Annotated in this window: 13 protein-coding genes; 12 read left to right on the forward strand and 1 reads right to left on the reverse strand. The window is 60.8% G+C overall.

All coding sequences use genetic code 11. The features are described 5' to 3' along the window. Positions 1 to 134 precede the first annotated feature (134 nt). From EJ071_RS07745 to EJ071_RS07800, 12 genes are all read left to right on the forward strand, one after another. Complete coding sequence (locus EJ071_RS07745; RefSeq protein WP_024502848.1) at positions 135 to 2159, forward strand: conjugal transfer protein TraG; 2025 nt, start codon at positions 135 to 137, stop codon at positions 2157 to 2159. Positions 2160 to 2275: 116 nt separating this feature from the next. Next, on the forward strand, positions 2276 to 2689 hold the full coding sequence (locus EJ071_RS07750; RefSeq protein WP_095488561.1) for a CopG family transcriptional regulator: 414 nt from the start codon (positions 2276 to 2278) through the stop codon (positions 2687 to 2689). Continuing rightward, entirely contained in the window at positions 2686 to 3654 is a 969-nt protein-coding gene (gene trbB / locus EJ071_RS07755; RefSeq protein ID WP_024502850.1) for a P-type conjugative transfer ATPase TrbB, read from the forward strand. Before EJ071_RS07750 ends, trbB begins: the two co-directional genes overlap by 4 nt. 12 nt (positions 3655 to 3666) lie before the next feature. Beyond that, positions 3667 to 3975 carry a TrbC/VirB2 family protein gene (locus EJ071_RS07760; RefSeq protein ID WP_126057781.1) on the forward strand — a complete coding sequence of 103 codons (309 nt, stop codon included), beginning with the start codon at positions 3667 to 3669 and terminating at the stop codon, positions 3973 to 3975. Beyond that, positions 3975 to 4247: a VirB3 family type IV secretion system protein gene (locus EJ071_RS07765; protein ID WP_024502852.1), complete on the forward strand. Its 273-nt coding sequence runs from the start codon at positions 3975 to 3977 to the stop codon at positions 4245 to 4247. The genes EJ071_RS07760 and EJ071_RS07765 overlap by 1 nt, the downstream gene beginning before the upstream one ends. Next, the gene (trbE, locus tag EJ071_RS07770; protein ID WP_126057782.1) at positions 4241 to 6691 is read left to right on the forward strand and encodes a conjugal transfer protein TrbE; all 2451 of its coding nucleotides are present in this window, start codon (positions 4241 to 4243) and stop codon (positions 6689 to 6691) included. Before EJ071_RS07765 ends, trbE begins: the two co-directional genes overlap by 7 nt. Beyond that, positions 6688 to 7413, forward strand: coding sequence for a P-type conjugative transfer protein TrbJ (gene trbJ / locus EJ071_RS07775; protein ID WP_024502854.1), 726 nt, complete (start codon positions 6688 to 6690; stop codon positions 7411 to 7413). Before trbE ends, trbJ begins: the two co-directional genes overlap by 4 nt. A gap of 33 nt (positions 7414 to 7446) precedes the next feature. Then, entirely contained in the window at positions 7447 to 8769 is a 1323-nt protein-coding gene (gene trbL, locus EJ071_RS07780; protein ID WP_126057783.1) for a P-type conjugative transfer protein TrbL, read from the forward strand. After that, complete coding sequence (gene trbF, locus EJ071_RS07785; protein WP_126063930.1) at positions 8770 to 9501, forward strand: conjugal transfer protein TrbF; 732 nt, start codon at positions 8770 to 8772, stop codon at positions 9499 to 9501. 1 nt (position 9502) lies between these two features. After that, positions 9503 to 10528 carry a P-type conjugative transfer protein TrbG gene (trbG, locus tag EJ071_RS07790; protein WP_127232321.1) on the forward strand — a complete coding sequence of 342 codons (1026 nt, stop codon included), beginning with the start codon at positions 9503 to 9505 and terminating at the stop codon, positions 10526 to 10528. Beyond that, complete coding sequence (locus EJ071_RS07795; RefSeq protein ID WP_126057785.1) at positions 10525 to 11739, forward strand: TrbI/VirB10 family protein; 1215 nt, start codon at positions 10525 to 10527, stop codon at positions 11737 to 11739. The genes trbG and EJ071_RS07795 overlap by 4 nt, the downstream gene beginning before the upstream one ends. Before the next feature lie 12 nt (positions 11740 to 11751). Then, positions 11752 to 11994 carry a DUF2274 domain-containing protein gene (locus EJ071_RS07800; RefSeq protein WP_126057786.1) on the forward strand — a complete coding sequence of 81 codons (243 nt, stop codon included), beginning with the start codon at positions 11752 to 11754 and terminating at the stop codon, positions 11992 to 11994. A 235-nt stretch (positions 11995 to 12229) separates the two neighbouring features. Here EJ071_RS07800 and hemN read toward each other — a convergent pair whose 3' ends face one another. Further along, a complete protein-coding gene (hemN, locus tag EJ071_RS07805) occupies positions 12230 to 13579 on the reverse strand; it encodes an oxygen-independent coproporphyrinogen III oxidase (RefSeq protein WP_126059321.1) in 1350 nt (449 codons plus the stop codon). Positions 13580 to 13604: the final 25 nt, after the last annotated feature.

Consider the following 13604-nt stretch of genomic DNA (forward strand, 5'->3'; position numbering starts at 1 on the left):
TGAAGGCGCAACACGCGTGCTGACCGACCTGCATAGTAGGAAGTCGTTCATTGCTCCCAAATCGTATGTGAGGAACATTCCTGTCCCGGCTGCACCGCGCGATGCTAGGTCGCGTTGTTCAGCGGGCCAAGCCGATGACACCTACGAAGCTACTGATCGGGCAGATCGCCGTTGTGTGCGCAATTGTCATTATCGGCGTATGGACGGCAACCCAATGGTGCGCTCAAATGCTGACCTACCAGACGCCTCTCGGCGCACCATGGTTTCTCTTCGCCGGCTGGCCAATCTACAAGCCGTGGAAGCTGTTTGAATGGTGGTTCCACTTCGATGCTTATGCGCCGGAGGTCTTCGACAAAGCCGGTACGCTTGCAGGCGCCAGCGGATTCCTGGGCTGTGCCGCCGCAATCGCAGGCTCGCTTTTGCGCGCGCGACAGCGCGGGTCGGTTACGACCTATGGGTCTTCACGGTGGGCCACGACTCATGAGGTCGAGACGGCAGGGTTGTTACGGCCGGCGGGCGTTTTCCTCGGTAGGCTGAACGATCGCTATCTGCGCCATGACGGCCCGGAGCACGTCATGGCATTTGCGCCGACGCGTTCGGGCAAGGGCGTGGGGCTGGTTGTTCCAACGCTACTTTCCTGGACCGGGTCTGCCATCATTCATGATATAAAAGGCGAAAATTGGCAGTTGACCTCCGGCTGGCGGTCGAAATTCTCGTACTGCCTTCTGTTCAATCCGACCGACCCGAGATCGGCACGCTACAACCCGCTGCTGGAGGTGCGCAAAGGCCCAGATGAGATCCGGGACGTTCAAAACATCGCCGACATCCTCGTCGATCCCGAGGGCGCGCTGGAGCGACGGAATCACTGGGAGAAGACCAGCCATTCACTCCTAGTTGGCGCCATTTTGCACGTGCTCTACGCTGAAGAGGACAAGACGCTAGCCCGCGTCGCCACCTTCCTGTCGGACCCGCAACGCTCGTTTGCCGCAACGCTACGGCGGATGATGACGACAAACCATCTCGGGACGGGGCATAACCCTCAGGTCCATCCCGTAGTGGCCTCGGCGGCTCGCGAACTCCTGAACAAGTCGGAAAACGAGCGCTCAGGCGTCCTCTCGACCGCCATGTCCTTTCTTGGGCTTTATCGTGATCCAACGGTCGCGGCGGCCACTTCGTCCTGCGACTGGCGCATCGCTGACCTAGTGGATGGAGAGCGACCGCTGTCGCTCTATCTGGTCGTGCCGCCTTCGGATATCTCGCGCACCAAGCCTTTGGTGCGACTGATCTTGAACCAGATCGGCAGGCGGTTGACGGAGCGTCTGGAGGGGGACCCGAAGAAGAGCCGTAAGCATCAGCTGCTCATGATGCTGGACGAGTTTCCGGCGCTCGGTCGCCTCGACTTCTTCGAAACGGCGCTCGCCTTCATGGCAGGTTATGGCATTCGCTCCTATCTGATCGCACAATCTTTGAACCAGGTTTCAAAGGCCTATGGCGAGAACAATGCTATTCTCGACAATTGCCACGTGCGAATTGCCTTTTCCTCCAATGACGAACGCACGGCCAAGCGCATCTCGGATGCCCTCGGCACCGCAACCGAACTTAGGTCGATGCGCAACTATGCGGGCCATCGGCTTGCGCCCTGGCTTTCACATGTCATGGTGAGCCGCCAGGAAACCGCGCGCCCGCTCCTGACGCCAGGCGAGGTGATGCAATTGCCGCCGTCAGACGAATTGGTCCTGGTTTCTGGGTTGCCGCCGATCCGCGCCAAGAAGCTGCGCTATTATCAGGATCAGAATTTCACAGATCGGGTGCTGCCTGCGCCGGTGCTGCACGACGGACCCTATGCGGACTGCCCTGCATCACGCCCGGACGGCTGGACTGGACAAGTGTGCAGCGTCGATAGCCGACTTGCTGCGGACGAGGAAAGCGCCGACGCGCCAGTTGAAGACGAGGGAGGCGTTCAGCAGCAACGCCATCCAAGCCTGCCCGAAGAAGACGTTGTTGTCTCTCAAGAGCCCGATCAGGCCGATCTGTACAAGCCCGCAGACGATGACAGCGAAGCGCTCGCGGACAAGCGTGTCATGGATCGGATTTCCACTGCGGCCCGCGCCTACGGTATCAACGAGGGCAGGGGCGACGATGTCATTCCCGGCTTCTGAAGTCCGCTGAGTTGCAGAGCGCACCTCAGCGTAGATAACGGCCATAAGCAATTTTGAGCGTCTGGCCGATGCTTCTCCCGTCGCCGGCGCAACGCCGGGCCGTCGGAACGAGCCGCATGAAGCCGCACCGCATTCGCCATCAGTTTCTGCTTGAGCCGGAGCTCAGCGAGAAACTGGACAACCTCAGTCGCGATCCGTCAACGACCAAATCAGCGATCGTGGCGAAGGCGATCGAGGCGTTCATCGAGCGGCGTGGCGAGAGCGAGTTCGATCGGCGCTACGGCGTAAGGCTTGACCGGCTCTCCCGCGATCTTGCCCACGTCAGGCGCGATTCCGAGGTGATCCTGGAGAGCCTGGCGCTCTTCATCCGCTTTTCGATCACCCTTCACGCCCACACGCCGGTCCCGGATCGGGCAACGCAGGCTATTGCCCAAGAGCGTTTCGAGAAATTCGTTGAGAAGGTCGGCCGCCAGATCGCTTCCGGCAAAAAGTCGCTTAGCAAAGACAATGGTGGGGGAGGGGAAGGATGAGCTCTCATCCCGAGGCCGACCACCGGCGGCGTGTCATGCTGCGCACCGCCATGGGTCCGGCAATCACCGAAGCCCTGGCCGATCCGTCCGTCATCGAGGTGATGGTCAATCCCGACGGCGCGCTGCGACTCGACCGGTTAGGCGAAGGTCGGGTCGATACCGACGTTCACATGCACCCGTCCGAGGCAGAACGTATCATCCGCCTGGTTGCTTCGCACGTGCGCGCCGAGGCGCACGCCGACAACCCGATCGTCAGTGCCGAATTGCCGTCTGGCGAACGCTTCGAAGGCCTGCTGCCACCTGTGGTGTTGGCGCCATGTTTTGCCATCCGCAAGCCCGCCGCGAAAGTCTACACCCTGGCCGACTATGTTGCCGAACGCATCATGCTGCCGCTGCAGGCCGATGCGCTGAAAAAGGCCGTCCGCGAGCGGCGCAACATGCTGATCGCCGGCGGCACTTCCTCGGGGAAGACAACACTCGCCAACGCTCTGCTGGCTGAAGTCGCCGAATGCGACGATCGGGTGATCCTGATCGAGGACACACGCGAACTGCAGTGCGCGGCCAGGGACTGCGTTGCCCTGAGAACAAGGCGGGGCTCGGTCACCCTTGCCGATCTCGTGCGCTCGACGCTGAGGCTCAGGCCGGACCGCATCATCGTGGGCGAGGTGAGGGGCGCGGAAGCGCTCGACATGCTGAAGGCATGGAACACCGGGCACCCAGGCGGCATCGCTACCGTACACGCCAATTCCGCGCGCTCGGCTCTCTATCGCATTGAGCAACTCGCCCAGGAAGCGGTGGTCACCGTTCCCCGCCGGCTCATCGCTGAGGCGATAGATCTGATCGTCTTCATAGCGGGACGCGGCTCGTCGCGCCACATCGACGCAATCGCCGAGGTCACCGGTCTCGACGGCAGCGGCGATTACGCCGTTGCCCCGCTCACGCTTTCGCAACTCCAGCAGCTTTGAAAGGCCTTCCTCATGCGCAAGAAGCTTCGCTTTCTTTCGTCCACAGCGCTCGCGTTTCTTAACACGGCCCCGGTTTATGCCGCCGGCTCCGGCATGCCGTGGGAGCAGCCGCTGCAGCAGATCCTGGAGTCCGTGCAGGGACCGGTCGCCAAGATCGTTGCGGTGATCATCATTATCACCACCGGCCTGACGCTTGCCTTCGGCGACACCGCCGGTGGTTTTCGGCGCCTGATTCAGATCGTCTTCGGTCTGTCAATCGCCTTCGCGGCATCGAGCTTCTTCCTCTCCTTCTTCTCCTTCGGTGGTGGGGCGCTCGTCTGATGGCCGCCGGGGAGCAGCATATCGAGGGCTTCGCAGTACCGGTCCACCGGGCGCTGACCGAGCCGATCCTGCTCGGCGGGGCTCCGCGCGCGGTGGCGATCCTCAACGGTACAGTGGCCGCGGCCATTGGCTTCGGCTTGCAGCAATGGATTGCTGGTCTGGTGCTTTGGATCGCAGGCCACTCGTTAGCGGTGTTTGCCGCAAGACGCGATCCGGACTTCGCCAGCGTGCTTGTGCGCCACCTACGTCTGAAGGGGTGGCTTGCATGCTGAACCTTTCGGAATATCGAAGCAAAGCCGACCGGCTTGCCGACCATCTACCCTGGGCTGCCTTGGTGGCGCCCGGCATCGTGCTCAACAAGGACGGCAGCTTTCAGCGGACGTTGCGGTTCCGCGGCCCGGATCTCGAAAGTGCGACGGAGGCTGAACTCGTCGGCATTTGCGCCCGGGCGAACAATGCTCTCAGACGCCTTGGCTCTGGCTGGGCATTGTTCTTTGAGGCCGAGCGCACAGAAGCGCTGGGCTATCCGAACTCGCATTTTCCTGACGCCGCGTCGTGGCTGGTCGACGAAGAACGCCGCGCTGCTTTCGAGGGGAAGGTAGCGCACTACGAGAGCCGCTATCATCTGACCTTGGTGTTTATGCCACCGCCGGACGCCCAGGCGCGCGCAGAAAGCGCGCTCGTCGACTCTCATTATTCCCGAGGAGAAAGAGACTGGCGCCAGGATCTGGCGAGGTTCCGTGACGAGACCAACCGCGTGCTCGATCTCTTCTCGGGTTTCATGTCCGAAGTACGCGTCCTCGATGATGCTCAGACGTTGACCTACCTCCACGGCACGATTTCGCCTCGTCGCCATCCTATCATGGCCCCGGAAACGCCGATATATCTGGATGCAATCCTGGTCGATGCGCCGCTTACCGGTGGCCTGGAGCCGATGCTGGGTGAGCAGCATCTTCGCACACTGACCATCCTCGGCTTTCCGAACCTCACCCGGCCCGGAATCCTCGATACCCTCAATCATCAGGATTTCGCCTATCGCTGGATGACGCGCTTCATTCCGCTCGAGAAAACGGAAGCCACGAAGACGCTGACGCGATTGCGCCGGCAGTGGTTTGCCAAGCGCAAATCGATCGTGGCAATCCTACGCGAGGTCATTACCAACGAGCCGGTCCCGCTTGTCGATAACGATGCCGACAACAAGGCGCTCGATGCCGACGAAGCCCTTCAGGCATTGGGCGGTGATCATGTGAGTTTCGGCTATCTCACCACCACCGTGACGGTGTGGGGCGAGGATCGCCAAGCCGCTGCAGAGAAGCTTCGCGCGGTCGAGCGCATCATCAATGGGCTCGGCTTCACCACGATCCGAGAAGGCGTCAATGCGGTCGAGGCTTGGCTCGGCTCATTGCCTGGCCATGTCTACGCTAACGTTCGCCAACCGCTCGTTCATACATTGAACCTTGCCCATCTCATGCCGCTGTCGTCGGTTTGGGCCGGTCCTGCGACAAACGAGCATCTCGCGAAAGTCACCCAAACCGAAGCGCCACCGCTTTTCGTTGCCGAGACCAGTGGGTCGACACCGTTTCGGCTTTCCACCCACGTCGAAGATGTCGGCCACATGCTGGTTGTTGGTCCGACCGGCGCCGGCAAGTCGGTTCTGCTTGCTCTGATTGCTCTGCAGTTCAGGCGCTATGCCGGCGCCCAGGTTTATGTCTTCGACAAAGGCAATTCGGCCCGTGCTGCAACACTTGCCATGGGTGGAGAACACCACGCGCTAGGAGCGGACGGTTCCCTTGCCTTTCAGCCACTGCGCAGCATCAACGACCAGGCTAGCCGAAGCTGGGCGGCCGAATGGATCGCCAGCCTTGTTGCCCACGAGAACGTCACCGTCACGCCGGAGGTGAAGGAGGCTATTTGGTCAGCGCTGGCCAGCCTTGCCACCGCGCCGGCGCAGGAACGCACACTGACCGGTCTTTCGGTCCTGCTTCAATCCAATGCGCTGAAGACCGCATTGATGCCCTACACGCTCGACGGTCCCTTCGGCCGCCTGCTCGATGCCGATCATGATGGGCTGGCCTTGTCGGATGTGCAGTGTTTCGAGACCGAGGAGTTAATGCACAGCCAAGGCGCTTTGCTGCCGGTGCTTACCTATCTGTTCCAGCGACTTGAGGAACGGTTCGACGGACGGCCCACGCTGATCATGCTCGACGAGGCGTGGGTCTATCTCGACAATCCGCTGTTCGCCGCCCGCATCCGCGAATGGCTGAAGGTGCTGCGAAAGAAGAACGTGTCGGTTGTCTTCGCTACGCAGTCGCTGGCTGATATCGCGGGCTCTGGCATAGCGCCGGCAATCATCGAAAGCTGCCCGCAGCGCATTTTCCTTCCCAATGATCGTGCCGTGGAACCCCAGGCGCGCACAGCCTACGAGCGCTTCGGTTTAAGCGAGCGGCAGATCGAATTGATCGCCCGCGCCACGCCGAAGCGTCAGTATTATCTGCAATCGCGCCGCGGCAACCGTCTGTTCGAGCTCGAGCTTGGCCCCATCGCTCTTGCGCTTTGCGGTGCTTCCGATCCGGCCACGCAGACTCTGATCGACAGGATCATGTCCGAAGACGGGCAAGGCAGCTTTGCCTCGCAGTTCCTGATCGCGCGCGGCCTCGATTGGGCCGGCGAACTTCTCAAGCAATTCCCTCAACCAGACAAGGAGCAATTCTCATGATGCGGCGACGCCTTCTCTCCGGCCTGATCACCGTTTCCCTGATCGCCAAGCCTATGGCCGACTATGTGCAGCCCGCGTACGCCCTTATCGTGTTCGATCCGTCCAATTATGCGCAGAACGTGCTGACGGCCGCGCGCGCATTGGAGCAGATCAACAACCAAATCCAGTCGCTGCAGAATCAGGCGACCATGCTGCAGAACATGGCGCGCAATCTTCAGCGTCTGGATTTCTCTTCCGTTGGCCAACTCACCGGTTCGCTCCATCGCATCGACGGCTTGATGGACCAGGCGAGTGGCCTCAGCTTTGATCTGGGCAAGCTTCAAGACCAGTGGCGCAGCCAATATCCGGAAAGCTACGACGCCACGATCAAAGTCAGCGATGTGGCGAGTGCTGCGCGGGAGCGTTGGCAAACCGCCATGCAGGCGTTCCGCCAGACCATGGGTGTCCAGTCGCAAATCGTCGAGAACGTCCGCGCCGACGGCGATCTGCTCGCCGATCTCGTCAACCGCAGCCAAGGGGCGGCCGGTGCGCTTCAGGCAAGCCAGGCCACCAACCAGCTGATGGCGCTTTCGACAAAACAGCAGATGCAGATCCAGACGCTGCTCGCAACGCAGTTTCGAGCTGAGGCCGAGGATGCCGCCCGCAAGGCCCAGTCAGACGAAGCCGCCCGCGAGATGACGAAGCGGTTCTTGGGTACCGGCTCGGCTTATCCCGGCAATTAATCACGAGTTCATCACGACGAGAAAGGCAGCGGCATGAACGACCTTGGCGTCATCGATCGCTTCATGGAGACCTTCATCCGCTACATCGACAGCGGGTTCGGTCTGCTATCGGGCGACCTCGCCTTCCTCACTACCATTCTGATCGGCATTGACATCACACTTGCCGGCCTGGCGTGGGCGCTCGGCGACGAAACCAGCGTTCTCGGCCGGCTTGTCCGCAAGGTGCTCTATGTTGGCGTCTTCGCCTTCATTCTGAACAATTTCAAGAACCTCGCCGATATCGTTTATCGTTCTTTTGCCGGTCTCGGGATTAAGGCGTCGGCCGGCAATCTGTCGGCAGACAATCTCTTGCGCCCGGGCCGCATTGCCGCGACCGGTTTCGAAGGTGCTTGGCCAATGCTTGACCAAGCCAGTCAGCTCCTGGGCTTCCCGGAAATCTTCGGCAACGCACTGACCATCTTCGTGCTGCTGATGGCCTGGTTCCTGGTTATCATCGCCTTCTTCATCCTTTCCATCCAGCTTTTCATCACCATCCTAGAGTTCAAGCTCACCACGCTGGCAGGTTTTGTTTTGGTTCCATTCGCACTTTGGAACCGTTCAGCGTTCCTGGCCGAACGCGTGCTCGGCCATGTTATCTCGTCAGGCATCAAGGTGATGGTGCTCGCCGTCATTGTCGGTATCGGCTCCACGCTCTTCGGGGAGTTCGCTTCCGCATTGCAAGGCAAGGAGCCGGATCTTGCCGGTGCCATGTCCCAGGTACTGGGCGCACTGGCACTGCTTGGCCTTGGCATTTTTGGGCCGGGGATCGCGTCGGGTCTTGTCTCAGGCGCACCGCAGCTTGGGGCGGGCGCCGCCCTCGGCACGACCGCGGCGGCAGCGGGTGTATCACTCGTTGCTGGAGGCACAGCATTTGCTGGCGCGCGTATGGCAACCAGCGGCGGTCTCGCCGCCATCCGAGCCGGCACAACAATGGGATCGGCTGCTTCCACGTCATGGCAGATCGGGCGCGCAACCTCGCCCGACGCTGGCCTCTCCGGTGTGGCTGCTGGAATGCATGGTGTAACCAGTGCAGCTGGCGGCGCCGCTATACGCATAGCGCGATCCGCCACTGCAAGTGTTGGGCGCAACGCCGATGCCGGGCGCGATGCCGCGTGGACCGCGACCGGCGGCGCGCCGACAGCGTCAATGACCGAACGCTCTGCCGGTTCGGCCACTGTTTCGGCGCCGACGTGGGCAAGGCGCCTACGTTCTGAACAGACCGCCCGGGCAAATCGCCACGCTGCCATGCAAGCTGTCCGAGACGGAGACCGGCCGGGAGGCAGCGCCAACCCCTCTCTCAACGACAAGGATGACTAGATGCTCTTCAAGCGACCCGTGCACCGTTACGGCAAAACACCCGAACCGGTCACGCCGTATCAAAAAGCCGCCCAACTGTGGGACGAGCGCATCGGCTCATCTCGACTGCAGGCCAGGAACTGGCGGATCATGGCCCTTGGCTGCCTGGCCTTGGCGACCGGGCTTTCCGGCGGACTCGTATGGCAGTCGATGCAAAGCCGTGTCGTGCCTTATGTCGTCGAGGTCGATGGCTTCGGCGAGACGCGCGCCGTCGCGCCGGCGGTCCGGAATTATGAGCCCTCGGATGCTCAGATCGCCTGGCATCTCGGCCGCTTCATCCAGAATGTCCGTTCCGTTTCCACCGATCCGGTTTTGGTTCGGCAGAACTGGTTGGCAGCGTACGACTTTGCTAGCGATCGCGCAGCGCTCTTCCTCAACGAATACGCCAAGGCGAACGACCCCTTCGGTCAGATCGGAACGCGCAGTGTTTCGGTACAGGTCACCAGCGTGGTCAGAGCCTCCGAAAGTTCATTCCAGGTCAAATGGACCGAGCAGGTGTTTGAGCGCGGAAGCCTTGCCAGCACGATGCGCTGGACTGCGATCCTCACGATCGTGATCCGCTCGCCAAGCAATACGGATCAGCTGCGCAAGAATCCGCTCGGCGTCTTCATCAATGCCATTGACTGGTCACGCGAGCTCGACAGCGCCGTCCCAGCCCCCCTTTCTCCGACGGAGTCCACCAATGAAAGGTAAAATGTCACCGATTCGTGCCGTGCTGATCCTATCGGTGTCGGCAGCGGTCGTTTCCGCTTGTGCATCGAAGAAGGTGCCGCCGCCTGAGATTTCCTATGACGCTGCCGACTTCAAACCGGCCGCGATCGAAAAAGCGCCGGAGAGGCCGATTAGAATTGTCGAGGTGCCAAAACCACTGCCGCTGCCTGGCCAAATGCAGCCCGAGCCCGGCAAGGCCGAGGACAAGCGCCCTCCTGAAGAACGCGTCGCTGATGCCAACAAAGCCGCGACCCAGCAACCCACCAAGTACGGGTATGTTAATGCAGTGCAAGTCTACCCCTTCACCGATGGCGCGCTTTATCAACTCTATGCCGCGCCGGAGCGCGTGACCGACATCGCTCTGCAGCCGGGCGAGAAACTAACCGCCGTGTCGGCTGGCGACACCGTGCGCTGGGTCATTGGCGATACCGCAAGCGGCACCGGTGACAATCAGCGCACCCATGTTCTGGTAAAACCCTTCGCGCCGGGTCTTGCCACCAATGTCGTCATTACGACGGACCGGCGGACCTATCATTTGCAGCTTCAAAGCACCGAGAAGACCGCAATGGCGGCAATCTCCTGGACCTACAGCCAAGACCAGATCATCGCGCTTCGCCAGCGCAATGCTCAAGCCGAGGCAGTTACACCGGTCGCGTCGAACATCGCGCTCGAAAACCTTCGCTTTCGCTACTCAATCAGTGGCGACACACCGCCCTGGAGACCGACGCGAGCCTTCGACGACGGCAGCAAGGTCTATATTGAGTTCCCTCGTCGCATAGATCAGGGCGAGGCGCCACCACTCTTCATCGTCGGCGCAGATGGGAGCAGCGAGCTCGTCAACTATCGCGTGCGCGGCAACTATTACATCGTCGATCGGCTCTTCGCCGCGGCCGAACTTCGCCTCGGCACCAAGCGGCAGCAGGTGATCCGCATCAGCAGGATTGACGGCAGGCAACCGCAACGGCGGATCTCGCTCTTTCGCGGCAGCCGGCGAGGTGAGGGCTCATGATCGAAAATTCCCGCTCTGGCATCCCGCCGAAACTGGATCCCGAGGAACTGCAGCTTCGGGCCTCTCCCCGCCGCGTGGTGCGGTTCAGGCGCGGTGTGATCATCGCTATCGCAGCGCTCGGATCCGGCGCTGTCTTCGGCGTTACCATGATCGCCCTCCAGGGGCCGGCCCTTCGCATCAGGGATCAGGCGGAAGATCTCTACAACACTGAGCGCAAACCAACCGCCGAGGGACTCGATACGCTTCCCCATGACTATTCCGGCATGAAGCCAAAGCCTCCCGTCCTTGGGCTACCTTTGCCGGGCGACCTCGGCCGCCCCATCCTCGAGCGGCAGCGCCAGCTCGGCATCGTGCCGGGCCAAGACATCTCGGCCGAGGAGCAGCGTCTAGCGCAGCAGGCGATCGAAGCGCGTGAATCGCGGGTGCTTTTCCGCGTCGAAAATCGAGCTCAACAGACAGATGTCGGAGAGAGCGTGCAAACTGCTCAGCATCCATTTGAGGCGCTTCCCCAATCCGAAGCAGGACGCGCGTCAGCCTCGGTGGCGGCGGCGGAAGGCGACCAGAACAATCAGCAGCGAAAGCTTGATTTTCTCAGCCAGCGGAGCACTGGCGGGATCTACAATCCGCATGCGCTTCAGACGCCGATCTCGCCATATCAACTGATGGCTGGCAGCGTGATTGCCGCCAGCCTGATCACCGGCATCAATTCCGATTTGCCGGGCCTTGTCGTCGCGCAAGTCACCGAAAATGTGCACGACACGGTCACGGGCAACATATTGCTGATTCCGCAGGGCTCACGTCTTATCGGCGTCTACGACAGCGTCGTCGCGTTCGGGCAAAAGCGAGCGCTGCTGGTCTGGCAGCGCATTCTGCTGCCCGACGGCTCGTCGGCCGAAATCGACAATCTGCCCGCGAGCGACACCGCCGGCTACGCAGGGCTGGAAGACAAAGTCGATTTCCACACTTGGCAGATGATCAAGGGAGTGGCGCTTGCCACATTGCTCGGTGTCGGCACAGAATTCAGCCTCGGCGAAAACGAGAGCGATCTGGTCAAGGCGATCCGGGAATCAGCCCAGCAGAACGCCAGTCGAGCCGGCCAGCGCATCACCGAAAAAAACCTCAATATCCAGCCCACCATCGTCGTCCGCCCAGGTTGGCCACTGCGCGTCATCGTGCACAAGGACATCGTGCTGCGGCCATACGCCAGTTGAGCAGGAGTTATCATGGCTGACCTGAAACTTGGAAAACTTCCGGACCGAACAGCTTCGAAGATCACCATTACCGTCAGCGCGGAGCTGAGCCAAACACTCAAGGAGTATGCTGCACTTTACCGTCAGACCTATGGTCAGTCTGAAACCGTGGCAGAACTCATCCCTTTCATGCTGGCGGCGTTTCTGGAAGGCGACCGAGCCTTTGCCAGGGCCAGAAAAGAACGTCTGCCGACGGAGCTTGCCGGAAAATCGTGACTCCTCCGCTAGGGCAGCTGGAACATTGCCTAGCTGTCGCGACCTACCTGCTCCTCGCGAAGCATAGGATCAAACCCCTTGGAATGTAGGTATGCGCAAGAGAGGATGTGGAAGGAGATACCGCGCAACAGCCTAAGTTTGCATTTTCGATTTGATGCGGTAGTCGCCTATGAGCGGTCAAAACGAACGCAGCTGGTTCGCCGATCGACCAAACGGCGAGCGCACTGTGCTTTGCTCAGACCGCCACCGAGTGCCTCGCCGTTCCCCCTTTGAAATATGTATCGAACTTGGCCGCGATGGTTCGAATGAAGGGGCGACTTTCAGTCCGTACGAGGAAACTGTCACCATCGAATTCAAGCGCTCGGGCAGGATCGTGGAGTGCGATGGACCTCGAGCGATGAAGGAGCTGCTCGCCGGCTTTGCCGAACCGCTCCACCAGATCGACTGCCGAGAAGGCAAAATCACACATCAGCCGCTCGATGATCCAGCCACGGACGCGATCGTCGTCGGAAAGGGCAACGCCGCGGACGGCAGCCAACCCGCCATCCGCAACCATGCGCCCGTACCCGGCAGTCGAAGCCATGTTTTGCACGTAGCCTTGGCGAAAACGACCGATGGACGAAGGGCCAAGTCCGATCAGTGTCGGGCAGCGATCCTCAGTGTAGCCCTGAAAATTGCGATGCAAAACCCCTGCGCGGGCCGCTATGGCCAGCGCATCGTCGGGCTTCGCGAAATGATCGAGTCCTATTGCCTCATATCCCTTGGCGACAATTGCCCGCGCCGCGAGTTGAGATTGGGCGAAACGCTCAGTGGGACTCGGCAGCCATGCCTCGTCGATCATCGTCTGATGCTTCTTGAACCAGGGCACATGTGCGTAGCCGAACAGGGCCATCCGGTCTGGCTCCAAGGTCAGTGCCTGCGCCACCGTGGAACAGATCGTCTCGCGTGTCTGATTCGGGAGCCCGTAGAGCAGGTCCAGATTGACCGATTCGACGCCCCGCGAACGAACCCCGTCGACGACTGCCTTGGTCTGCAAAAAACTCTGCTCACGATTAATTGCTTTTTGCACTTGCGGATCGAAATCCTGCACGCCGAGGCTCGCCCGGGTTACGCCGATTTGAGCAAGTGCATCAAGGCGCGCCTTGTCCATGTCGTTGGTTTCGATTTCGATGCTGACCGTAGCATCCGGGAGAAAGTCGAAGCTGTCCCGCAAGGCCGCTCCAAGAGCAACCATATCATCGGGCCTCAGAATAGTTGGCGAACCGCCACCGAAGTGGATTGCACGGACATGTGCCTTGCCGCTCAGCAGACCGGCAATCGTGACGATTTCGGCATTCAGCGAGCGCAGATAAGCGGCCACCGGCTCATATTGGTGCGTCTGCTTGGTGTGGCAGGCGCAGAACCAGCAGAGCTTGTCGCAGTAAGGAATGTGCAGGTACAGCGAGATTTCGTCGCCGCTTTCCAGCGTCTCCAACCAGCCACGGTAAATGGCAGCATCGATCCCCGAATGGAAATGCGGCGCCGTCGGATAGCTGGTGTAGCGTGGGACGTTCTCGCTGAGTTTGACAGCTATTTCCGATTGCATCTCGCGTTCACCGTGTTGCCCGCCG

The sequence above is a fragment of the Mesorhizobium sp. M1B.F.Ca.ET.045.04.1.1 genome (genome assembly GCF_003952465.1).
GTDB lineage: Bacteria > Pseudomonadota > Alphaproteobacteria > Rhizobiales > Rhizobiaceae > Mesorhizobium > Mesorhizobium shonense.